This is a genomic window from Serratia sp. LSHTC3 (assembly GCF_057197125.1).
Genome location: NZ_JBXUNP010000004.1, coordinates 39,423 through 62,651, shown reverse-complemented (window position 1 = coordinate 62,651; position 23,229 = coordinate 39,423). Strand labels below are relative to the sequence as shown.

21 protein-coding genes are annotated in these 23,229 nt (G+C 60.7%); 13 read left to right on the top strand and 8 right to left on the bottom strand.

Going from position 1 to position 23,229, the window contains the following annotated elements:
• Window positions 1-145: 145 nt before the first annotated feature.
• Window positions 146-1,915, top strand: coding sequence for an ABCB family ABC transporter ATP-binding protein/permease (locus tag AC2CGI_RS15940; RefSeq protein ID WP_033633586.1), 1,770 nt, complete (start codon window positions 146-148; stop codon window positions 1,913-1,915).
• A gap of 15 nt (window positions 1,916-1,930) precedes the next feature.
• On the opposite strand, the gene betI is transcribed toward AC2CGI_RS15940, so the two are convergent.
• Entirely contained in the window at window positions 1,931-2,527 is a 597-nt protein-coding gene (gene betI, locus AC2CGI_RS15935) for a transcriptional regulator BetI (RefSeq protein ID WP_049240074.1), read from the bottom strand.
• 158 nt (window positions 2,528-2,685) lie between these two features.
• On the opposite strand from betI, the gene AC2CGI_RS15930 reads away from it, so the two are divergent.
• Complete coding sequence (locus tag AC2CGI_RS15930; RefSeq protein WP_015378949.1) at window positions 2,686-4,230, top strand: BCCT family transporter; 1,545 nt, start codon at window positions 2,686-2,688, stop codon at window positions 4,228-4,230.
• Between the two features lie 6 nt (window positions 4,231-4,236).
• Here AC2CGI_RS15930 and AC2CGI_RS15925 read toward each other — a convergent pair whose 3' ends face one another.
• The gene (locus AC2CGI_RS15925) at window positions 4,237-4,668 is read right to left on the bottom strand and encodes a VOC family protein (protein ID WP_015378948.1); all 432 of its coding nucleotides are present in this window, start codon (window positions 4,666-4,668) and stop codon (window positions 4,237-4,239) included.
• Between the two features lie 158 nt (window positions 4,669-4,826).
• On the bottom strand, window positions 4,827-5,744 hold the full coding sequence (locus AC2CGI_RS15920) for a TIGR03571 family LLM class oxidoreductase (protein ID WP_004931740.1): 918 nt from the start codon (window positions 5,742-5,744) through the stop codon (window positions 4,827-4,829).
• 669 nt (window positions 5,745-6,413) lie between these two features.
• Between AC2CGI_RS15920 and AC2CGI_RS15915 the strand changes: the two genes are divergently transcribed.
• Window positions 6,414-7,679 carry an MFS transporter gene (locus tag AC2CGI_RS15915; protein ID WP_015378944.1) on the top strand — a complete coding sequence of 422 codons (1,266 nt, stop codon included), beginning with the start codon at window positions 6,414-6,416 and terminating at the stop codon, window positions 7,677-7,679.
• A 36-nt stretch (window positions 7,680-7,715) separates the two neighbouring features.
• Entirely contained in the window at window positions 7,716-8,525 is an 810-nt protein-coding gene (locus AC2CGI_RS15910) for a MoaF C-terminal domain-containing protein (protein WP_015378943.1), read from the top strand.
• A 1-nt stretch (window position 8,526) separates the two neighbouring features.
• On the opposite strand, the gene lldD is transcribed toward AC2CGI_RS15910, so the two are convergent.
• From lldD to AC2CGI_RS15895, 3 genes are all read right to left on the bottom strand, one after another.
• The gene (lldD, locus tag AC2CGI_RS15905) at window positions 8,527-9,666 is read right to left on the bottom strand and encodes an FMN-dependent L-lactate dehydrogenase LldD (protein WP_076741308.1); all 1,140 of its coding nucleotides are present in this window, start codon (window positions 9,664-9,666) and stop codon (window positions 8,527-8,529) included.
• A gap of 42 nt (window positions 9,667-9,708) precedes the next feature.
• Window positions 9,709-11,292, bottom strand: coding sequence for an L-lactate permease (locus AC2CGI_RS15900; protein ID WP_076741309.1), 1,584 nt, complete (start codon window positions 11,290-11,292; stop codon window positions 9,709-9,711).
• Window positions 11,293-11,615: 323 nt separating this feature from the next.
• A complete protein-coding gene (locus AC2CGI_RS15895; protein WP_021505685.1) occupies window positions 11,616-12,536 on the bottom strand; it encodes a LysR family transcriptional regulator in 921 nt (306 codons plus the stop codon).
• Between the two features lie 177 nt (window positions 12,537-12,713).
• Here AC2CGI_RS15895 and AC2CGI_RS15890 point away from each other — a divergent pair, with 177 nt between their 5' ends.
• From AC2CGI_RS15890 to AC2CGI_RS15880, 3 genes are all read left to right on the top strand, one after another.
• Window positions 12,714-14,366, top strand: a complete 1,653-nt coding sequence (locus AC2CGI_RS15890; RefSeq protein WP_076741310.1) for a multidrug ABC transporter permease/ATP-binding protein — start codon at window positions 12,714-12,716, stop codon at window positions 14,364-14,366.
• Window positions 14,367-14,754: 388 nt separating this feature from the next.
• Window positions 14,755-14,868 carry a YmiA family putative membrane protein gene (locus tag AC2CGI_RS15885; RefSeq protein WP_049232362.1) on the top strand — a complete coding sequence of 38 codons (114 nt, stop codon included), beginning with the start codon at window positions 14,755-14,757 and terminating at the stop codon, window positions 14,866-14,868.
• Between the two features lie 23 nt (window positions 14,869-14,891).
• Window positions 14,892-15,059 (top strand): hypothetical protein, encoded by a 168-nt coding sequence (locus AC2CGI_RS15880; protein ID WP_021505683.1) that lies wholly within the window; start codon window positions 14,892-14,894, stop codon window positions 15,057-15,059.
• Here the strand turns inward: AC2CGI_RS15880 and AC2CGI_RS15875 are convergent.
• Window positions 15,052-16,272 carry a CynX/NimT family MFS transporter gene (locus AC2CGI_RS15875; protein ID WP_033632212.1) on the bottom strand — a complete coding sequence of 407 codons (1,221 nt, stop codon included), beginning with the start codon at window positions 16,270-16,272 and terminating at the stop codon, window positions 15,052-15,054. The genes AC2CGI_RS15880 and AC2CGI_RS15875 overlap by 8 nt on opposite strands.
• A gap of 503 nt (window positions 16,273-16,775) precedes the next feature.
• Between AC2CGI_RS15875 and agaR the strand changes: the two genes are divergently transcribed.
• Genes agaR through agaF form a run of 6 tightly spaced genes read left to right on the top strand, consistent with a single transcriptional unit; the run spans window position 16,776 to window position 21,456 of the window.
• Window positions 16,776-17,549: a transcriptional repressor AgaR gene (agaR, locus tag AC2CGI_RS15870; RefSeq protein ID WP_004931804.1), complete on the top strand. Its 774-nt coding sequence runs from the start codon at window positions 16,776-16,778 to the stop codon at window positions 17,547-17,549.
• Between the two features lie 23 nt (window positions 17,550-17,572).
• Window positions 17,573-18,856 (top strand): D-tagatose-bisphosphate aldolase, class II, non-catalytic subunit, encoded by a 1,284-nt coding sequence (locus tag AC2CGI_RS15865; RefSeq protein WP_075684855.1) that lies wholly within the window; start codon window positions 17,573-17,575, stop codon window positions 18,854-18,856.
• 1 nt (window position 18,857) lies between these two features.
• Window positions 18,858-19,334: a PTS N-acetylgalactosamine transporter subunit IIB gene (gene agaV / locus AC2CGI_RS15860; RefSeq protein ID WP_015378936.1), complete on the top strand. Its 477-nt coding sequence runs from the start codon at window positions 18,858-18,860 to the stop codon at window positions 19,332-19,334.
• A gap of 14 nt (window positions 19,335-19,348) precedes the next feature.
• A complete protein-coding gene (agaW, locus tag AC2CGI_RS15855; protein ID WP_015378935.1) occupies window positions 19,349-20,128 on the top strand; it encodes a PTS N-acetylgalactosamine transporter subunit IIC in 780 nt (259 codons plus the stop codon).
• Window positions 20,118-21,011, top strand: coding sequence for a PTS system mannose/fructose/sorbose family transporter subunit IID (locus AC2CGI_RS15850; RefSeq protein WP_016929936.1), 894 nt, complete (start codon window positions 20,118-20,120; stop codon window positions 21,009-21,011). The genes agaW and AC2CGI_RS15850 overlap by 11 nt, the downstream gene beginning before the upstream one ends.
• 10 nt (window positions 21,012-21,021) lie before the next feature.
• Window positions 21,022-21,456: a PTS galactosamine/N-acetylgalactosamine transporter subunit IIA gene (gene agaF, locus AC2CGI_RS15845; RefSeq protein WP_076741311.1), complete on the top strand. Its 435-nt coding sequence runs from the start codon at window positions 21,022-21,024 to the stop codon at window positions 21,454-21,456.
• Window positions 21,457-21,478: 22 nt separating this feature from the next.
• Here agaF and AC2CGI_RS15840 read toward each other — a convergent pair whose 3' ends face one another.
• Window positions 21,479-23,206 carry an ABC transporter ATP-binding protein/permease gene (locus tag AC2CGI_RS15840; RefSeq protein ID WP_076741312.1) on the bottom strand — a complete coding sequence of 576 codons (1,728 nt, stop codon included), beginning with the start codon at window positions 23,204-23,206 and terminating at the stop codon, window positions 21,479-21,481.
• Between the last annotated feature and the right edge of the window lie 23 nt (window positions 23,207-23,229).

Below are 23,229 nucleotides of genomic sequence, written 5' to 3'. Positions count from 1 at the left end.
CCGCCGCCGCTTCTCCTGACGGATGATGCTGAGTTATCGCTGCAGGAAAAGGGAATGGTGCGGCGTTCGCCGCCGGCCAGGCCAAACTCATAACCCCCGCGCGGCTGTGCGCCGCGATCCCGACCGAGAAGATGAATATTACATGATGGATCGTTCCCGTTTGCTGAAATTCCTGCTGCCCTATCTGTGGCCGAAAGATAACCCGCGGCTGCGTTGGTATCTGGTGGTGGCCTTCGTGTTCATGGTGGCGGCCAAGGTCAGCACCACGCTGGTGCCGCTGGCCTACAAAGCGATGGTTGATGCGCTGAGCGGCGAGACGGCGAAAATGCTGGCGGTGCCGCTGGGGCTGATCGTCGCCTACGGCGTGGCGCGGGTGGGCGGCGCGCTGTTTGAGGAACTGCGCAACGTGATGTTTATCCACGTCAGCCAGAACGCCACGCGCCTGTTGGGTGTGCGGGTGTTCCGCCAGCTGCATGCGCTGAGCCTGCGTTTCCATCTGGAGCGCCAGACCGGCGGATTGTCGTTGTCCATCGAGCGCGGCACTCAGGCGGTGTCCACGGTGCTGTCGCGGCTGCTGTTCTCCATCGTGCCGATCCTGTTCGAGCTCTCGCTGGTCACGGCGATCATGTGGCATATGCTGAACGGCTGGTTCGCGCTGGCGATCCTGACAACGGTCGGCTGCTACATCCTGTTCACCGTGCTGGCGGTCAGCTGGCGCACCCGCTTTCGCCGCGAGCTCAACAAGGCCAACGCCGACGCCAACAGCAAATCCATCGACAGCCTGCTGAACTATGAGACTGTGAAGTACTTCGGCAATGAAGAGTTCGAGGCCGAGCGTTTCGACCTCTCGCGCCGGCTGTACGAATACGCCGCCATCAAGAACCAATTCAGTTTTACGGCGATCAACCTGGGGCAAACCGCCATTATCTCGATCGGACTGATCGTGATGATGACCATGGCGGCGCGGGGCATTACGCAGGGGACGATGACGGTCGGCGACTTCGTGCTGGTCAACGCCTATCTGCTGCAGCTGTATCAGCCGCTGAACTTCTTCGGCTTTATTTATTCCGAGGTGCGTCAGGCGCTGATCGACATGGAGAACATGTTCGATCTGCTGCAGGAACCGCGTGAGATCGTCGATAGCCCGGATGCGCAGCCGCTGCGCCTCGATCGCGGCGAAGTGAGGTTCGACGCGGTCAGCTTCGGTTACGACACGCGCCGGCCGATCCTCAAGCAGGTGAGTTTTACCATTCCGGCGGGCCACACGGTGGCGGTGGTCGGCGCCTCCGGCGCGGGCAAGTCCACGCTGTCGCGCCTGCTGTTCCGCTTTTACGACGTGCAGGGGGGCGCCATTACCCTCGACGGCCAGGACATTCGCCAACTGACCCAGGCCAGCCTGCGGCAGGCGATCGGCATCGTGCCGCAGGATACGGTGCTGTTCAACGATACGTTGCGTTATAACATCGGTTACGGCAAAACCGGCTCCAGCGATGAAGAAATCGAGCGGGCGGCGCGGCTGGCGCATATCCATGATTTTATCGTCGGTCTGCCCGACGGTTACGACACCCGGGTGGGCGAGCGCGGGCTGAAGCTGTCGGGCGGGGAAAAGCAGCGGGTGGCGATTGCGCGCACCATTCTGAAAAATCCGGCCATCCTGGTGTTTGACGAGGCGACCAGCGCGTTGGATACCCAGACCGAGCGCGAAATCCAGGGGCACCTGCGCGAGGTGAGCCGCAACCACACCACGCTGGTGATCGCTCATCGGCTCTCCACCGTGGTGGACGCCGATGAAATTATCGTGCTGGAGGCGGGGGAGATCGTCGAGCGCGGGGGGCACGAGGCGTTGCTGGCCGCGAACGGCCGCTACGCCGCCATGTGGCAAACCCAGTACAGTGAAGAGCAGGAACCGCACTGACGGAACCGTTCACGTTCACCCCTGCGGCTGAGCGGCGTTGAGCCGCTGAGCCACGTAGTCGCAGGCGATGCGGCAGTCCCGCTTTAGGTCGGTCTCGTCGCCGGCCAGGCTGCCGCGCAGCCAAAGCCCATCGATCATCGCCGCCAGCCCGCGCGCCGCGTCGCGCGCCTGCTGCAGCGGCAGCTCGCGGCGGAACTGGCTGCAAATATTGGAATAGAGCCGCCGATCGTTGGCGCGCTGCAGGCGGCGCAGCACCGGCTGATGCATGCTGGCGGCCCAGAAGTCGAGCCAGGCGCGCATGGAAATGGCGTTGGTTTGGCTGGGGTGGAAGTTGCCCTGAATGATGGCGCACAGCTGCGATTGGCTGTCGCTCGCCGCTTGCGCGCGGCACTCGGCCACCGCGTCACGCAGATCGCGCAGGATCTTGCGCATGGTGGCGCTCAGCAACCCCTCTTTATCGCCAAAATAGTGGCTGACGATGCCGGTCGACAGCCCGGCTTCTTTCGCGACCTGAGACAGGGTGACGCCGGCCAGCCCGACGACGTTTATGGTCTCGAAGGCGGCGTTAATCAACTGCTCCTTACGCTGCTCCGGAATGTCTCTTCGGTACATATTTTCCTCAACTGATAGGCCAATCACACTTTGGATTTGATTGATTGAACGGTCAATCAATACTCTATATGCTGCGAAAATGTCAAATAAATGACGATAAAATGTTAATTAAAAGTTGCTTTTAAATCGTCTGTCTTTCGCATCATGGAAGCCTGCCAATGACAACAAAAACTCCTCCATCGCTTGACGAAGAACCTGTCAGATTGAATGTCCCGGTATTTTTCGGCTCGGCGGCGGTGATCCTGCTGCTGGGATCGCTGGTCGTGCTGTTTCCCGCAGCCAGCAAACAGTGGTTGAACGTCGCGCAAAGTTGGGTCGCCGACGTGTTCGGTTGGTACTACATGCTGTTGATGGTCGCCTGCATGGTGTTCGTCTTCTGGCTGGCGCTGTCGCGCTTCGGCCATATTCGCCTCAGCCAGGATGACGAACCGCCGCAGTTCAGCTATCCCTCGTGGGTGGCGATGCTGTTCTCATCGGGCATCGGCATTGCGCTGGTGTACTACGGCGCCTATGAGCCGTTGGATCATTTTTTGTCGCCACCGGAAGGCAGCGGCGGCACCGTGCAGGCGGCGCGGCAGGCGATGGCGCTGACCTTTTTGCACTGGGGGCTGCACGGCTGGGCGCTGTATGCGCTGATCGCCACCGCGCTGGCCTATTTCGCCTATTGCCGCGGCCTGCCGTTGGCGCTGCGCTCTGCGTTATACCCGATCTTCGGCGAGCGCACCCACGGCGGCGCCGGCCATCTGGTGGACAGCTTCGGCATTCTGGTGACGGTGATTTCGATGGTAACCAACCTGGGGATCGGCGCGCTGCTGGTGAACTCGGGGCTGTTTTATCTGTTCGATATTCCGCAAAGCACCGGCGTGCTGCTGGCGCTGATCGTGGTGATGATGGTGGTGGCCACGCTGGCGGCGGTCACCGGCGTCGAGAAGGGCATTGCGATGCTGTCGAACATCAACGTCGGCTTCCTGTGCCTGCTGTTGCTGTTCGTGTTTCTGGCCGGCCCGACGCTGAATCTGCTCAACGGCATGTTGCAGAACCTCGGCGATTATCTCACTTCGCTGGTCAGCCGCAGCTTCGATATGTATCTGTACGGCAAGGCGCGCCAGTGGCAGGGCGCCTGGACGTTGTTCTATTGGGCCTGGTGGGTGGCGTGGGCGCCGTTTGTCGGGCTGTTCATCGCGCGCATTTCCAAAGGGCGCACCATTCGTGAATTGATCTTCGGCGTGTTGCTGATCCCGCTGGGCTTCACGCTGGCGTGGCTGTCGATCTTCGGCAATACCGCCATCAGCCTGGTGTTGGAAGGCGGGCAGGCGATCCTCGGGCAGGTGGCGCAAAGCGATCCGCCGATGGCGGTGTTCAAGCTGTTCGAATACCTGCCCTATACCCAGCTGACCGCCGGTTTTGTGGTAGTGATCAGTTTCGTGCTGTTCCTGACGCCGGTTGATTCCGGCACGCTGATGATAGCGAACCTCTCCTGCCAGGGCGGTTCCGCCCACGATGACGCGCCGGCCTGGCTGCGGGTATTTTGGGCGGCGGTCACCACGTTGATCTGCGCCGGGTTGCTGTACGCCGGCAGTTTCAGCGCGATGCAGACCGCGGTGGTGCTGTGCGGCCTGCCGTTCTCGGCGGTGATCGTGTTGTACATGGTCAGCCTGCGCAAGGATCTGCGCGGTTACGCCATGACGCCGGCGCTCCCTTGAGGCGGCTTATTCGTCCGCGCGCGGCCGGTGATGCACGTATTCGATAATCGTGCCGTCCGGCAGGCGCGCATTGAAACAGGCGCCGGTGGGCACGTCCACCGGGCCAAAGAAGATATCGGCCCCGGCGGCCAGCAGCCGCTGGTGGTAAGGATAAATGTCATCGACCAGCAACGTGCCGACGGTGCTGCGGAAAGGACGCAGGCTTTCTTCCGAGCCTTCCAGGATCAGAAACGGCCCCACCGCCGCCAGCACCAGCCGATGTTCGGGAAAGTCGAAACGCATATCCGCTTCCACGCCGTGCAGCCGCTCGTAAAACGCAATGGCGCGGTCAATCTCGCCTTCGTCGACGTAGACCCGGATCAGCACGCGCGGCTCGCGCAGCGATGAAGAGTCGGCGGTTTTGCGCCAAAAGCCCGCTTCTGTCAGTTTTGCCGTCATTGCTCATTCCTCATGGTGGCTCGTTTCCCCGTCATCATGCCGCCGTTTGGCCGCAGGGATTAGACTGAGTTGTTATGAACTAGCAGCGGCGGAAATAAAAAAGCCCCGGTAACGGGGCAAAGACCCGCTCAGGTCGGAATAGCGGGCTAAAGCGGGCTTCAGGCGCGATGGAATTCCGGCAACACCAGTTGACCGATCTCCTGCATCGTCTCTTCCAGCGGCCGCTGGTTGCGGCGGAAATGCAGGCCGATGTGGTTGACCCCGGCGTCACGCATGGCGCTCAGTTCCTGAATCAATCCATTGCGGCCGCTCTTGATGCCGAAGCGATGGCGCTGAATCGGCGCGTCGGCGTTATCGGTGAGGTCGAGATGAATAAAGCTGACGTAGGGCTTGTCACCGGCTACGTTACGCCAGAGTTTGACTCGCGAAACGTGGTCCGCAGGCGTGCCGGGATACGACAGCCAGCCATCCATATTTTTGCCCACCCACTCGGGCGTTTGTTGCGCCAGCCCGGCGACCAGCAGCGGCGGCGGCGGCGTGGCCGGCAGCAGGCGCAATCCGGGCTGGAGCGCGCTGTCGGCTTCACCTTTGAGAATGCCGACGCTGGTGCGGAAGTTTTCACCGCGCGCGGCGTAATCGGCGCCGAACAGCGGGTACTCCACGGGGCGATCGCCGCTGGCGACGCCGAGCAGCAGACGATCGCCGCTCAGCGTTTGCAGCGTGGAAGCCGCTTTGCGCACCAGCCAAGGCTGGCGCAGCGGCAGCACCACGGCCGCGGTGCCCAGCAGAATATTGCGCGTCAGGCTGGACAGGTAGCCGAGGTAGGTAAAGGTCTCAAACACCTGCGCGGCGTCGCCGAAGTCAGGATCGTACAGCGGCACGTCACGAACCCAGGCGGCGCGAAAGCCGAGCTCATCGGCCAGCTTGATGCGCGCAGCGTGTTCACTCATGTCCGGCACGCCGAACGGCCGCCCGTCCTGCTGGCGTTTCAGCTGCCCACTGGTGGACCAATCATTGTCCAACGGCAGCTCAATACCGATGGAAAGCGGCTCCCGGGTTAGTCTTTCGATGCTCATGTGTCACTCCGTCTCAGGCCTTGCGGCGCGGTGTCGAACGATGGCACGAAGTGTTGCATGACGATTAATTGAGATAAACAGCCCTAATCGCAATAGATAATTGCTGTTGCGAGCATAATTACCTTACAGGATACGGCATGATTGCCGTGATTTACGTCACGCTCTGCGCTTTTGCTATTGTCCAGATGAAATTATGTAACTCTGCCAATAGCCTTTCCCTCATAAGAGTTAGTTTGTTGTGCGGCAATAAAATAAAACTAAATGATTCAATAGATAAAAATAAAACTGAATATTCCCCAGCGTTCATTCAATACGGGTAAAAAATTAATAAGCCTGAAGAGTGATCGTTGAGATTATTCGCAAATGGCGTGAAAATAGGCGTTTTTAACCGAAGAAAAATACCCGTTATTATTTTATTGGCTGTAAAAACAGAAGGGTAAAATATCTTTTTGTGATAATGCGATTTTAAAATAGTACCGAACAAAAACTTCATTCGTCTCTAAGAAAGCGCCGGTTGACAGACCGCCGGCTTGCGATAATTTTATGTCATTAACATGTTAATGAGTTGTTGTCGTGACGGAGGGCCAATTTCTCTCTTGGCCGAGCGCTTAACACACTTATGCCATGGCGGGTCGCCATTCATAAGTTAACTTATGGACAAATGACGCTATGAATACATCGCCAGAGCCTCGCAGCGCATTAAGTGAAGAGAACCGGTTGCTGATTATTTTATTTTTCGTTTTCGGCTGCGTGTTTGTCGACCGTCTGACCATCTCGTTTCTGTTTCCGATGATTGCCGCCGACCTCAAGCTCAGCAACGTGCATCTCGGCACCCTGTCGGCGGTGCTGGCGTTAACCTGGGCGCTGTCTGGCGCCGGGCTGGGGGCGATAGCCGATCGTTTTAATATCCGTAAACCGATGCTGATCCTGTCGATCCTGGTGTTTTCGCTGTTCTCCGCGCTGTCGGGGTTGGTCAGCGGCTTTGCCATGCTATTGATCTTCCGGGCGTTGATGGGGATCGCCGAAGGGCCGGTATTGCCGATCGCACAGTCGTTGATGGTGGAAAAATCGCAGCCGCAGCGCCGCGGTTTCAACATGGGATTGATCCAGGGCGCGGCGCCGGGATTGTTGGGCGGTATTATCGCGCCGCCGCTGATCATCTATCTGGCGCAGAAGTGGGGCTGGAGCATGGCGTTTCACCTGACCGCCGTGCCGGGCATCATTCTGGCGTGGCTGATCTATCGCTATGTGAACGGCAAGAAGGATCCCGCTTTCAGCGCAGTGCCGGCGGCCGACAAGACGGCGAACAAAGGTGCTTACGGCGAGCTGTTCAAAATCAAGAACGTGGCGCTGTGCATTCTGATCTCCTGTGTGTTCGTCACCTGGTTCATGATCATCATTACCTTCACCCCCAACTTTTTGGTGACCGACCGCGGCTTCGGCGAAGGCACGATGGGCGGCATCATGAGCGCCATCGGCGCCGCCTGGGTGTTCTGGGGCGTGGCGGTGCCGGCGATTTCCGATCGCTTCGGCCGCAAGCCGACGCTGATCTTCTTTTCGCTGCTGGCGGTGTGCTGCCCGCTGTTTCTGAGCTACGTCGATAACCCGTGGCTGCTGGGCGTGCTGGTGTTCCTGTCTTATACCGGCCTTGGCTGTTTCACGCTGTTTATGGCCACCATCCCGTCTGAAACGGTGTCGCCGGCGCGCATCGCTACCGCGTTGGGGCTGGTGATGGGAATTGGCGAGGTGATTGGCGGCTGCCTGGCGCCGTTTATCGCCGGGCTGATCGCCGATCGCTACGGGCTGGTCAGCGTGATGTGGCTGGCGGCCGCCGGCGCCGTGTGCGCCGGCGTACTGAGTTGTTTTCTCGATGAAACTGCCCCTGCCGTGGTTAACCGCCGAGCGGTGAAACCGGCGGGCATCGCCGACGTCTGAGGCGGTTTTCATCCCATTCAATCAAGGAGAGCGAAGATGTCAGCAGAACCATCCGTACTGAATCAAAATGCCGAGCCGGACTGGAAGAATTACGACGATTTCGCGCGCGGCATCGACACCAACCGGCTGCCGGGCACCCAGGACTGGCGCGGCAAAACGCTGCAGATCGCCTTTGAAGACGGCGGGGAAATCACGCTGCGTTTCAGCGCCGATCGGCAGCGGGTGCTGTGGGCCTGGGGAGGGGAGAGCGGTGAGGACGCTTACGAAGAGGTGCAAACCTCCGCCGCGCGCTATTTCTTCAACATTCCGTTGCAGTCGCCGGGCAACGAATGCCTGACGCTGGTGCTCAACCGCGACAGCGGCCGGGCGCTGCTGGTGCGCAGCACGCTGTTGCCCGAACAAACGGTGGAAAAGGGATCCCGCCTCAAGCAAAGCTTCCACGTTGGGCTGATTGCCGGCGTTACGCCGGGCGGCATCGCGCCGCATCTGACCCGCGAGCTGATCGGTTATCGCACGCTGAACGTTTACAGCCCCAACCATTACTACGAGCACTTCTACGTCAACACCGAGCGTTATGCCTGGCAAAACCTGCGCGGCGAGCAGTTCGGGCACGGCGACATGGATTACGCCACTTACTACAAGTTTGAGGACGAGATGTTCCTGTTCACCTTCCGGGAAAAGATTATCCCGGTGTGCTCGGTGTTCTTCTTCGACTTTATCTCCGGGCGCTGCACCGGCACCTTCCTCGGGTTGGACGCCGCCGGCCGGGTTCTGGTGTCACCGGCTGGGGCGTTCATCAGCAAGATGAGCTACAACGCCTACCCGGAGGGCGTGCAGCCGCTGTGAGTCAGGCGTTTCTGACCAGCGATCCGGCGTTGATCTCCGCAATGGTTTTCGCGCCGGTGAGTGTCATGGCGACGCGCATCTCTTTGTCGATCAGATCCAGCAAGTTAGCCACCCCGGCTTCGCCGGCCGCCGCCAGCGCATAGACGAAGGCGCGCCCCAGCAGCACGCTGTCGGCGCCCAGCGCGATCATGCGCACCACGTCCAGGCCGCTGCGGATGCCGGAATCGGCCAGCAGAGTGATGTCGCCTTTCACCGCGTCGGCGATCGCCGGCATGGCGCGCGCGGTCGACAGCACGCCGTCCAGCTGGCGGCCGCCGTGGTTGGAGACGATGATGCCGTCGGCGCCGAAGCGCACCGCGTCTTTGGCGTCTTCCGGATCAAGAATGCCTTTGATGATCATCGGGCCGTCCCAGAATTCGCGGATCCACTCCAGATCTTTCCAGGAAATAGACGAATCGAAGTTGGCGCCCAGCCAGCCGATGTAGTCTTCCAGGCTGGTCGGTTTGCCGCGGTAGGCTGAGACGTTGCCCAGATCGTGCGGCTTGCCGAACAGGCCGACATCCCAGGCCCACTGCGGATGGGTAAACGCCTGCAGCACGCGGCGCAGGGCGGCGTTAGGGCCACTCATCCCCGAATGGGCGTCGCGATAACGGGCGCCCGGCACCGGCATGTCGACGGTGAACACCAGCGTTTTCACGCCGGCGGCCTTGGCGCGCTCCAGCGCGTTGCGCATAAAGCCGCGATCTTTCAGCACGTAGAGCTGGAACCACATCGGCCGATCGATCGCCGGCGCCACCTCTTCGATGGGGCAGACAGACACGGTGGACAGCGTGAACGGAATACCTTTTTTGGCCGCGGCGCGCGCGGCCTGCACTTCGCCGCGGCGGGCGTACATGCCGGTCAGCCCCACCGGCCCCAGCGCCACCGGCATCGCCAGCTGCTCACCGAACAGCGTGGTCTCCAGGCTGAGTTCGGACATATTGCGCAGCACGCGCTGGCGCAAGGCGATATCGGCCAGGTCTGCGGTATTGCGCTTCAGCGTATGCTCCGCGTAGGCCCCGCCGTCGATATAGTGAAACAGAAACGGCGGCAGTTTGGCCCGGGCGGCGGCCCGGTAGTCGGTTGACGCGGAGATGATCATAGTGTTTACCTTCTTGTCTTGCTTGCGATAACGAGTTGTCGGTCAGAGCGTGAGGATCGCCGCCATACCGGCCGCAATCCCGCCGTACGCCAGCATCGGCAGTACGGTCTTTCTGATGATTTTGCCTTCGGCGTTGCCGATCCCGAGGATCGAACAGACCGCGATAATGTTGTTCAGGCACACCATGTTGCCCATGGCGCCGCCGACGGACTGCAAGGCCAGCGTCAGGTTGACGTCAAGACCGCTGCTCTGGGCGATCGACTGCTGAATGCCGCCGAACGTCAGGTTCGAAACGGTATTGGAGCCGGAGAAGAACGAGCCCAGCGCGCCGAGGAACGACGAGAACAGCAGCCAGCTGCCGCCGGTCAGCGCCGCCAGCGCTTTACCGATCAGGATCACCGGCGCGTTGTCGCCGCCCTGCATCATCAGGTTGACCATCACCAGCGCGCCGAACAGCGCAATAAAGGGCCGCGCGATGCGCCCGCCGGTTTCGCTGAACATTTGCCGCACCTGGCCGCCATTCAGCCGGAACAACGGAATGCACAGCAGCACCACCAACAGGAACGGGATCAGCGCCGGGACATACAGCGTTTTGTAGCCGGCGGCGGCGGAGGTGCCCAGCACCTGCTGCAGTTCGACGATCAGCGCCCGGCTGATGCGCAGCTCTCCGAGCCAGCCGAGGTTTTCCCGCCACAGCAGCGCGGTGTTGTTGAGCAGCGCTTTGAGGCCCAGCTGGTGGACGCGCGTCACTATCAGAATAGCAATCAGCAGCAGGGTCGGGGTCATGGCCTTGACCACCTGCATGAACGGCACCGCCTGCCCGGCGTTCTGCGGTTTGTCGCCGCGGGCGAGGCCGATGCCGCCGCGCGCCAGCAGCACCGAGAGCGCCAGGCCGATTGCACCGCCGACCAGCGCCGGGAACTCATAGTTCACCTGGGCCAGCAACAGATAGGGCACAGTGCAGCTCAGCACGCTGAGCAGGATAAACGGCAGGTTGCGGCGGATATCCCGCCAGGAAACGATAAAGCGCAGCGCCAGCAGAGGAATGACGAAGCCGGCGACGAAGTGGATCAGCGCGGTTTGCCGGCCGATCTCCAGCAGGCTTGCGTCCGACAGGCCGAGATTGGCAAAGCCGAACCAGGTAGGGGTGCCCACGGCGCCGAAGGAGACCGGTACCGAGTTCATCACCAGCGTCAGCAGGGCGACGCGCAGCGGGTTGAAGCCCAGCCCGATCAGAATCGGCGCGGCGATGGCGGCCGGGGTGCCGAAGCCGCTGGCGCCCTCGATCATAAAGGCGAACGCCCAGCCGATAATCATCAACTGGGCCACGGGATTGGGGCTGATGGTTTCCAGCCAGCGGCGCACCACGTTTTCCGCGCCGCTTACCTGCATCAGTTTGTTGAGCAGGATGGCGCCGGCAATGATGGTGATCGGCGTCAGCGTCGACACCAGCGCGGTGATGATATTGGCATGCAGCAGCCGCAGCGAGGCATCGAACCACAGGAGCTGTACGGCATACACCACGGCGGCCGTCAGCGGCAGGGCGAGGTAAGAGGGCACGCCATTCCTTTTGGTCATCATCCAAATCAGCAGGACGATGGGCGCAATACTGAAAAGCAGGGGCATAAGATCCTCATGGTTATTATTTTTATGGGCAGAGATATGTAGCTGAAAGGTTAATTACCGCAACATTTTCATTCTAATCACAACGTTGGCGACGATGCCATGCGGTAATTTTTTAACATCGGCGAACGGCGCCGGCGGTGGGAAACTGGCCGGCAGGAGGCGTTAAATTAACTGCTTTAAAATCAGTTTGATAGGAAGTAATTTTGTGTGATGAATGCGTGAGCTCACATTAATTAAGCGGTAATGTTCAATAGTTCATGTCCAAAAATGCGGTAATCCCCGCGTCTTTTTACGGCCGCAGGGAAATAATCAGAGCAGGGAACTCAAAAATAATGGCTGATATTTTGGTAGGAACCGATGATATGTTCGATCAGCAGACGGGTTTTTAACGGCAGATTGCGGGTGTAAGGATAAACGGCGTAAATGCCCAGCACTTTGCCGCAGTGGCCGGCCAGGATCTCCATCAGTTTACCGTCCTGCAAATCTTCATACACCATGCAGCGCGGCACCATGGCGATGCCGTGGCCGCCGATCACCGCTTTGCGGATCGCCCGCGCATTATTGGCCGACAGGTTGCCGTTAACCTGCAGCTCGTAGATGTCGTTGCGCCCCGGCCGCTTCATCAGCCAGTTGGCGGTGCCGCTCTCCTGGTAGGTGTAGGTCAGGCAGTTGTGGCTCAGCAGATCGTCGGCGCTGCGCGGTTCCGGGTGGCTTTCCAGGTAGCCCGGCGAGCAGACGATCACCCAGCGGGAATCGAAGATCGGCCGGGCAATCAGGCTGGAATCCGGCATGGTGCCGGTCCGGATCGCCAGATCGATGCCTTCTTCCACCAGATCGACGAAGCGGTTTTCCAGCCGCATTTCGACCTTCAGGCTGGGATGCAGGGCGCAAAATTCCGCCACGCTTTCGCTCAGCAACAGCTCGCCCGAAATGGTCGGCACCGACATACGGATGGTGCCGGTCAACTCTTCGCTCTTTTCGCTGACGGCGTACAGCGCCTCCTGCACTTTGGCGCCGATCTCTTTGGCCTGCTGGTAGAGCGCCTGGCCGCTTTCGGTCAGCGTCAGGCTGCGGGTGGTGCGGTACAGCAGGCGGGCACCCAGAGATTTTTCCAGCCGCCCGATGCGTTTGCTGACCACCGAGCTGGTGATGCCGGCGCTCTCCGCGGCCTTGCTGAACGAGCCGCAGTCGACAATCAGGGCAAACAGAATCAGGTCGTTGGCGTATTCGTGAGTGGCGAGCATAATCGGCTGTTCCCTTCAGCGGCAAGTGGCGCCAGTGTAAGTCTCTCGTTTCAATAAGCAATCATCAAAATGCTCTTGGCGTCGAATTCAGAGGCTGCGCGAGCAATGAGAATTCGTCTTGATCTCATTCTCACGCCGCTTACAATGCCTGCCAGATCGCGACTTCAGAGGTTTTTCATGGAACTGCTACGGGTGGTTTATCACCAGTATCGTTGGCCATTTCTGGCGGTTATGGCATTGACCATGACCAGCGCTGGCTTGGGCATCGGTATCATTGCGTTTATCAATCAATACCTGATGGACGCCGGCGGCGATGCATTGGCTGTGCTGCCGATGTTTCTCGCTCTGCTGGCATTGCTGATGGCGGTCACGCTGGGATCGCAATTGGCGCTGACGACATTGGGCCATTACTTCGTCTACCGCCTGCGCGGGCAGTTAGTGAAGCGCATCCTGGATACCGATATTGAACGCCTTGAACAGTTAGGCAGCGCCTCATTGTTGGCCAGTCTCTCCAGCGATGTCCGCAATATCACCGTCGCCTTCGTGCGCTTGCCCGAACTGGTGCAAGGGGTGATTTTAACTCTGGGGTCGGCGGCCTATCTGGGGTGGCTATCACCGAAAATGCTGGCGGTGACGGCGGTGTGGGTCGCCGTCACCGTGGTGGGCAGCGGTTGCCTGGTCTCGCGGGTTTATCGCCATATGGCCAGTTTGCGCGAGTCGGAAGAGCGCCTCTATCATCATTACGAATCGGTGATTGACGGTCGCAAGGAACTGACGTTAAACCGCAAGCGAGCGCAGGCGCTGTACGAACAGACCTATCAACCCGATGCGCAAGCTTACCGCCACCATATCATTCGCGCCGATACCTTCCATTTGAGTGCGCTCAACTGGTCAAATATCATGATGTTGGGGGCGATCGGACTGGTGTTCTTTATGGCTAACAGCCTGGGATGGGCGAACGCGGCGGTGGCCGCCACGTATTCTCTGACGCTGCTGTTCTTGCGCACGCCATTACTGCAGGCGGTCGGGGCGTTTCCGACGCTGGTCAGCGCCGAAGTCGCTTTCAACAAGCTGAAGACGCTGCGCCTGGCCGAGTACCAACCGGCGTTCCCTGCCGCCGCCGGCCGTTCCTGGCAGACGCTGGAGCTGCGCGACGTGGTTTTTCACTATGCCGATACGGAGCAACAGCCCGGTTTTGCCGTCGGGCCGCTTAATCTGACGCTGCGGCGTGGCGAGCTGATCTTTTTGATCGGCGGCAACGGCAGCGGCAAGTCAACGCTGGCGATGCTGTTGACCGGGTTGTACCGGCCGGTGAGCGGGCACATCGTTCTGGATGGCGTCGCGCAGACCGCGGCGGATATGCCGGACTATCGTCGGCTGTTTTCGGCGATTTTCACTGATTTTCATCAGTTCGATCGTTTGCAAGGGCCGGAAGGCGGCGAACCCGATGCGGAACTGGTCGCCGGCTGGATCGAGCGGTTGAATATGAAAAGCAAGCTGCAGTTCGACGGCGCCAGGGTGACTAACCCGCAACTGTCGCAGGGGCAGCGCAAGCGTCTGGCTTTGCTGCTGGCCGTGGCGGAACAGCGCGATATCTTGCTGTTGGATGAATGGGCCGCGGATCAGGATCCGCAATTCCGGCGCATTTTCTATCGCGAGCTGTTGCCAGAACTGCGCGCGCTGGGCAAAACGGTGTTTGCCATCAGCCATGACGATCACTATTTCGAACATGCCGATCGGCTGCTTGAGATGCGCTCGGGTCATTTACGTGAGCTGACCGGCAGCGAGCGTGAACACGCCAGCCGGGATTCCGTCAGCAGAATCGGTTAACTCACGCCGGCCCGAGCGAGACCAACGCGGGCCGGTGCTTCTCACCGTATGATCCCAGTGCGTCGCTTCATTTTATCCCCCGCCTTCAGCGCTGTCTGTTGCCGATTTGGCTTATGACCAGTCAAATAATTGATGGTTGAATTATTTACCAGTGGTTTGATTTTGACCTTTCAAGGTATGGCACACTGCACGTTCGTTCGCCTATCAATTCAAGTTATCGCCTGCCGATAACAGTGATATCCACGGTGCCGTTCTTACTGAGGCGGTGATGCAGGTCTATGGCTAGCAGCTGTTTTTTAAATTTCCATAGGAAAAAACGACTTTATCGATCGTTAAAACAGATCAATAATTGCTGTTTGAGTGGTTTAATCTATTGGTTGGGGGCGCTGTGGTGAGCAAGGATGGATCGGATATCAAACGTAGAGCATGGCTGTGTGTGTTTATCGGTAGCGGGCTGTTCTGGCTGTTAACCGCCGCCGTGATTTACTGGTTACTGAGTTAGCAGGTTAAGCAGGAAGGCGATTCGTGAACAAAAAGCAGGCTAAAAACCGTGAGGGCGCTGAGCGTCGCGCACAGTCCAAAATTCCGCCGTCATGGGTGCTGAGCGATGAGCAGCGCGCCTTTATTGATGATTTATGGCAGGACACCGACTCTGAGCCCGTGCGGCCCCCATTGCGCCGCAGCGTTAGCTGATCACGCGGCTGCGGCCGGCCAGCGCGCCGAACAGCATTTGCAAGACGGTCAGGCCCAGCAGGGCGATCAACGGCAAGCGCCAGCCTTCCGTCAGATCGTGCAGCAGGCCGAATAGGGTGGGCCCCAGCGCCGCCAACAGATAACCGACGGATTGCGCCATACCCGACAACAGCGTCGCCTGATGATGATGCTGACTGCGCAATCCAAAGAACGACAGCGCCAGCACCAGCGAGCTCCCCGCCCCCAACCCGGCAAACGTCAGCCACACCAGTGAACTGGCGGGTTGCACCAATAATCCCCCGACGCCGATGAAGATCAGCAGAGAGCTGCCCAACGCTATTGCCCGCTGATCGCGCGCCCGCGGCAAAATCACCACCATGACAAAGTTGGCGACGATCGCCACCACCTGGTAAACGAACAGTTCGAAACCCGCCTGCTGAGCGGAGGTGCCGTGGCTGGCGGCAAAAGCGCTGAACCAGCCGATGATGGTGTAGAAGGCGATCGATTGCAGCCCCATGAACATCGCCACTTGCCAACCCAGCGCGCTGCCCCAGGGAGAGCGATAGCGTTGCGGCTCTGTCGGCTGCGGTTCTTTAGCGGCGGGTGTGGCGGAGCGCCGCAGCTGCGGCAACCACACCAGCAGCGCCAACAGCGCAGGCAAGCCCCAGCATAACAAGGAGAACCGCCAGCCAAGGTCGGCCAGCGAAGCCAGTGGCACGGCCAAACCGGAAGCGATGGCGGCAACCAGCGACATCACCGCCGCATAGGCGGCGATCATCGCGGCGGCGCGATGTGGGAAATCTCTTTTCACCAGCGTCGGCAGCACCACGTTGGCGAAGGCGATGGCGGCGCCGATCAGGATGCTGCCCGGCCATAGCATGGCGTCTTGCGGCAGGGAGCGCAGGGCGATGCCGCAGATCAGCAGCGCGAGGGCGAGGCCCAGGGTACGCTCGATACCGATGCGTTTCGCCAGCGCCGGGGTCAATGGCGAGAGGATGGCGAACAGGATCAGTGGCAGCGAATTGATCAGGCCGGCGGCGGTGGCGGACAACGCCAGCTGTTGCTGGATCTGCTCCAGCAGCGGGCCGACGCTGGTCAGGGCGGCGCGCAAATTGGCCGCGATCAGCATAATGCCGACGATCAGCAGAATAGGGCGGTGTAACCGGCGACGCGGGGTCACGGTGGACGCTGGGGGTGAAGCGGGTTGCGGCATGGGTTCCTCGCACCAGGGCATGCAGTCAATCAGTGCTGCATGGCGTGATGCGTTGATTGACGTTAACGCTTACGTACCGAAAATCGACGGTATCCGTTCGCCAGTGTAGGGAAGATGTCTCGTGCTGACAAGGGTGCGGCCCGGCGGGATGGTGGCGGTTAATCCCCGTCGGCCGACGGATAATTGCCATTATGTGATCCTGGTCACTGAGTGAACTAAAAGTCATGGCGCGGGGCGCACCATGCGCCGCTTTCGCTTTCCGTGCAGCCCACGCCTCAGCGCTCCGGGGGGTATCGCCCGTCATGGCATTTCACTTTTCCCCCCTTCCGCTTTTAGGCTTTTCGATCCGTTTCGATTCGAAAGGTATTTTGGCGGTTTTTTTGCTAAAACGGGGCTGTAAGCCCGATCACAATTTCATTGCTTTCGCTTTGCTGTAATGCCTGCGCAGTAGAGCGAAAGCCATCTTCTCCCCGGCGATGCCGGAAACCTGAGGACCGCAGCTCATGCCAGTGAATACCGCAAAGCGACGTGAACACATTATCGATCTGTTATGCGAGCACGGCAGCGTGCGCGTGGAACAGCTCAGCAAACAGTTTGCGGTATCCACGGTGACGATCCGCAACGATCTGCGCTTTCTGGAACGAAAAGGGTGTGCGCTGCGCGCTTACGGCGGCGCGATGCTCAATCAGCAATTCGCTTTCGATCGGCCGCTGCGGGACAAAGGGCGGTTGAATCGCGACGTCAAAACGCTGATCGCCAACGCGGCGGCCGGCTATGTGCGCGACGGCGATGCGCTGATCCTCGATTCCGGTTCAACCACCGCGCAGATCGTGCCGTTCCTGAAGGGGCGGCGCGATCTGGTGGTGATGACCAATGCGCTGAACATTGCCTACGAGCTTTCGGGAAACGACGGGGTGGAGGTCATGGTGCTGGGGGGCAGCGTGCGCCGCAACTCTTACTCGCTCTACGGTCCGGCTGCCGAGCAGCAATTGCGTCAGTACCGCTTCGACAAACTGTTTTTGGGCGTCGACGGGTTCGATCTGAGCGCCGGCATCACCACGCCTCACCCCGGTGAGGCGCACCTCAATCGCGTGATGTGCGAGGTGGCGCGCGAGATTATCGCGGTGGCGGATGCCAGCAAATTTGGTCGCAAAAGCTTTTGCATGATTCGCGAAGCCGGACAAATCCATCGGCTGATCACCGACAGCCGTCTTCCGGACGATTACGAGCGGGCGTTAACCGAGCTGGGCGTTGAGGTCATCATCGCCGATCGGTAGCACGGCGCCTGCATGGGGGCTTCATGCAGCAGTTGTTACAGCTTGTCGAGCAGCACAAGGCCGGTATGCCGGTCGGGATCTTTTCCGTCTGTTCCGCCCATCCCTGGGTTCTGAAGGCCGCGCTGCGGCAGGCCAAAGCGCGTGGCACGCCGGTGTTGGTGGAGGCGACGTCCAATCAGGTCAATCAGTTCGGCGGCTATACCGGCCAAACGGCGGCCCAGTTTCGCGATGCGCTGTGGCGTCTGGCGGATGAAGTGGGCCTGGCGCGCGAGCGCGTGTGGCTGGGCGGCGATCATCTGGGGCCCAACGCTTGGCAAGATCGTCCGGCTCAGGAAGCGATGGCGCTGGCGGAAACCTTGATAGACGATTACGTTCGCGCCGGATTTCGCAAAATTCACCTCGATTGTTCCATGTCGTGCGCCGATGATCCCTCGCCTCTGGGGGATGCCACGGTTGCCGAGCGGGCGGCGCGTTTGTGCGCGGTAGCGGAACGCGCCTGGGCGCAGAGCGGCGGCGAAGCGCCGGTCTATGTGATCGGCACCGAAGTGCCGGTGCCGGGCGGCGCGCAGGAGGCGCTGGCGGGTCTACAGGTCACCACGCCGCAGGCGGTGGCGCAAACGCTGGAAACACATCGTATCGCCTGGCAAAAGGCCGAGCTGAACGATGCCTGGCAGCGAACTATTGCGCTGGTGGTGCAGCCGGGCGTTGAGTTCGATCACCACAGCGTTGAGCACTACCAGCCACAGCGCGCCGACGCATTGAGCCATTTCATTGAACGGCAGCCGGGCATGATCTATGAAGCGCACTCCACGGACTATCAGCCGCCGCAGGCCTACCGCCAGCTGGTGCGCGATCATTTCGCCATCCTGAAGGTGGGGCCGGCGCTGACCTTTGCGCTGCGCGAAGCGCTGTTCGCCCTCGATCGCATCGAACGCGAATGGCTGGGGGAACGCCAGTCGGCGCAGCTGTGCGCCACGCTGGAGCAGGTGATGCGCGAGCAGCCGCAGCAGTGGAGCCGCTATTACCACGGCACGCCGCACCAACAGTACCTCGATCGCCACTACAGCCTGAGCGATCGGGTGCGTTACTACTGGCCGCAGCCGCAGGTGCAGCAGGCGGTCGACGGTTTGCTGGACAACCTGCGCCGCAGCCCGGCGCCGCTGGCGCTGCTCAGCCAGTACCTGCCGGATCAGGCGCGGGCGCTGAACGCCGGCGAATTGAGCGCCGATCCGCAGGAGTGGGTGCTGCATAAAGTGACGCAGGTGCTCGACGATTACCACGCCGCCTGTTACCCGGAGGGCCGCTGATATGCCGAACATTTTAATGACCCGCATCGACAATCGCCTGGTGCACGGCCAGGTAGGCGTGACCTGGACCAATACCCTCGGCGCCAACCTGGTGGTGGTGGCCAACGACGAGGCCGCCGCCGATCCGGTGCAGCAGAACCTGATGGACATGGTGGTGGCGGAAGGGGTGCAGACCCGTTATTTCACGCTGCAGAAAACCATTGACGTGATCCACAAGGCGGCGGATCGGCAGAAGATCTTTCTGGTGTGCAAAACGCCGCAGGATGTGTTGACGCTGGTGCGCGGCGGGGTGCCGATCCGTTTCGTCAACGTCGGCAATATGCACTTCGCCGAGGGGAAGCGGCAGGTGCACAAAACGGTGTCGCTGGACGACGGCGACGTGGCCGCGTTCCGCGCGCTGGCGGAGCTGGGCGTGGAGTGCGAAGTGCGCCGGGTGCCGGATGAAGCGGGCGAGTCGATCGGCAAACTGCTCTTTTGAGCCAGGGGGAAAGCATGTTGACGGATGCGTTATTGATTGCGCTGTTGGCCGGGCTGGCGGGGGTTGACCTGTTCGACGGTCTGACCCACTTCCACCGGCCGGTAGTGATGGGGCCGCTGGTGGGGCTGATTTTGGGCGATGTCTATACCGGGTTGCTGGTGGGCGGCACGCTGGAGCTGGTGTGGATGGGGATGGTGCCGCTGGCGGGCGCCCAACCGCCGAACGTGGTGATCGGCGGGGTGATCGGCACCGCATTCGCCATTCTGACCAAGGCCGATCCTAAAGTGGCGATCGGCGTGGCGGTGCCGTTCTCGATTGCGGTGCAGGGCTGCATCACGCTGCTGTTTACGCTGTTTTCACCGATGATGCACCGCTGCGATCGCATGGTGAAAGCGCTGAACTGGCGCGGCATCGAACGGGTGAATTACCTGGGCATCAGCATTCTGTTCATCTTCTATTTCGTGGTGGCGTTCCTGCCGATTTACTTCGGCGCCGATGCGGCCAGCGCCATGGTGCAGAAGGCGCCGGGCTGGCTGCTGGACGGGCTGGCGGTGGCGGGCGGCATGATGCCGGCGATCGGTTTCTCGCTGCTGATGAAAGTGATGATGAAAAAAACCTACGTGGCCTATTTTATCCTCGGTTTCATCTCGGTCACGTTTCTCAAGCTGCCGATCCTGGCGGTGGCGCTGGGGGCTCTGGCGATCGCTCTGATCGACTTCTTCAACACGCAACGCGGCGCGGCAGAGGCAACCACCCGGCCCGCTCCGCAGGAGGACGCCGAAGATGGCATTTAACGATTCCGACGATCTGCTGGCGCAAAAAGCCGAGCAGCGCATGGCGCAGGCGCTGGCCACCAGCCAGGTGGAACAGGACGATTATCTGGACAGCCAGCCCGCCGAAGCGCTGACGCGCGGCGACATCAACCGCATGGCCTGGCGTTCGCTGCTGTTGCAGGCGTCGTTCAACTACGAGCGCATGCAGGCGGGCGGCTGGCTGTATCAGTTGATCCCCGGGCTGCGCAAGATCCACCGCAACCCGCAGGATCTGGCCAACTCGATGAAGATGCACATGGAATTTATCAACGTGCACCCGTTCGACGTCACCTTCCTGTCCGGCCTGGTGCTGGCGATGGAGCAGAACAAGGAGAAAATCTCCACCATTCGCGCGGTGAAAGTGGCGCTGATGGGGCCGCTCGGCGGCATCGGCGACGCGCTGTTTTGGCTGACGCTGCTGCCGATCTGCGCCGGCATAGGCGCTTCGCTGGCATTGGAGGGCAGCCTGTTCGGGCCGATCGTCTTCCTGCTGCTGTTCAACCTGTTCCACTTCGGCCTGCGTTTTGGGCTGGCGCACTACGGCTATCAGGCCGGCACCAGCGCGCTGGCGCTGCTGAAGACCCACACCCGGCGCATTTCGCACGCTGCCTCCATTGTCGGCATGACGGTGATCGGCGCGCTGGTGGCCTCGTATGTGCACCTGTCCACGCCGCTGGTGATGCATGCCGGCAAGGCCAGCGTGGCGCTGCAGACCGACGTGCTGGACAAGCTGATGCCCAACTTGTTGCCGCTGTGTTTCACGCTGCTCATTTTCTTCCTGATGAAGCGCGGATTCTCGCCGGTGAAGCTGATTGGCGTCACGGTAGCGATCGGCGTGGCGGGCAAATTTATCGGTATTTTGTGAGGAGCGGGCTATGCCAGGCATTGTGATTACCGGCCACGGCGGCTTTGCCACCGGGCTGTTGCAGGCGGTGGAACAGGTGGTGGGGCCGCAGCGGCACTGCGCGGCGGTCGATTTCCCCGAACAGATGAGCACCGCGCAGCTCAACGACGCCTTACGCTCGGCGCTGGCCGCGGTGGCGCAGCCGGACGGCGTGGTGTTCCTCACCGACATGCTCGGCGGTTCGCCGTTTCGTAGCGCCTGTGAACTGGCGGATGCGCGGGGCGATTGCGAAGTGCTGACCGGCGTCAATATGCAGCTGGCGGCGGAAATGATGCTGGAGCGCGATGGACTGAGCCTGGATGAATTTCGCGAGGTGGCGCTGGCGTGCGGTAAACGCGGCCTGACCAGCCTGTGGCATGAGCGTCGCCGGGTGAAATGCGAAGACGTGCAAACCGACGGCATCTGAACGAACGCCGTCGGTCTGCGGGTTATACCGGCAGCGGGCTCAGCGCCAGACGCGCCGGTTGGTCTTCGCCGCGGCTGAAGCGCCAACAGGTCTGGTGGTACTTCGCCACGCTGTTGCGATGCGCCACGCTGATCAGCGTCACGTCCGGCAGTTCATCCACCAGCAGGCAGTACATCAACTGTTCGGTTTCGTCGTCCAGCGCGCTGGTGGCCTCGTCGAGGAACAGGATGCTCGGGCGAATCAACAGGGCGCGGGCGAACGCCAGCCGCTGTTGCTCACCCGGCGACAGGCGATGGCTCCAGTTGGCGGCGGTATCCAGCCAGCGCTGCAGATGTTTCAGGCGGCAATTTTCCAGCACCCGCATCAGCTGCGCGTCGCTGTATTGTGTCGCCTGGCTCGGGTAGCTCAACGCTTCGCGCAGCGTGCCGATCGGAATGTAGCTGCGCTGCGGCAGGAACAGCGTGTTGGCGTTGGCCGGCAGCCCGATGACGCCCGCGCCATAAGGCCAGATACCGGCGATGGCCCGCAGCAGCGTTGACTTGCCACAGCCGGAAGGGCCGACAATCAGCAGGCGATCGCCGCGTTGCAGCGTCATCTCGGCGCCGGCCAGCAGCGGCTGGCCGTCGGGCAAGTGCAGGCTGAGGTTGCTCAGCGTCAACGGATGGGCGGCGTCTTCCCGCAGCTGAATGCCGCGCGGCTGATGATGCACCTGATCGACGGCGGCGTTGAAGCCGGCCAGACGGTTGACGCAGGCTTTCCAGATCGCCAGATCGCTGAAGGCGTCGATAAACCACGACAGCGCACCCTGCACCTGACCGAAGGCCGAGGAGATTTGCATCAGGCCGCCCATCTGAATGGCGCCGGAGAAGTAGCGTGGCGCCGCCACCAACATGGGAAACACGATGGCGAACTGGCTGTAGAAGTTGGTGGCGATGTTCAGCCGCCGGGTGATGCGCATAATTGCCCACCAGTTGCTGCGAATGGTGTCGAAACGATCGCCCAGCTGCTGTGCCTCGCGAGGTTCGCCGTGGTACAGCGCGATGGCGTCGTTGTTTTCGCGGATGCGGATCAGGCCGAAACGGAAGTTCGCCTCGTACCGTTCCTGATTGAAGCCCAGCATGACCAGCGGTTTGCCGACCCACCAGATCAGCAGCGATCCCAGCACCGCATACAGCAGCGCGAACCACACCATATAACCGGGCAGCGTGATGGCGTGCTGGCCGAGCGCGAAGGTCATCGGCCCGCTGACGTGCCACAAGATGTCGATAAAGGAAAACAGCGTCACCAGGCTGGAGAGCAGCCCGAGCGACAGCGACAGGGTATATTGGGTCAATACGTTGAGATCTTCGGCGATACGCTGATCGGGGTTATCGACGATCTGCTGCTGCTCGGTGTGATAATACGCCTGGTGCGCCAGCCATTTCCCCATGAACTTTTCCGTCATCCAGCGCCGCCAGCGCATCTGCAGCCCCTGAGTCAGGTAGATCTTGTAGACCGCCAGCACGATGAAGATCAGCGCCAAATAGGTAAATCGCCACAGCTGTGCCTTGAATACCGGGTAGTTTTTGTTCTGCAGCGCATCGTAGAACACCTGGTTCCACTGGTTGATCAGCACGCTGATATAGACCAGGCCCAGTGACAGGATGACGATGGCGATCAGCATCATCCAGGCGCGCCATCGCTCCTCAGACACCCAAAAGGGTTTGATCAGCTGCCAAACGGCGTGTTTCTGCAAGGGGGTTGCGTTCATAACGGCTCGATAATTGCGGTATT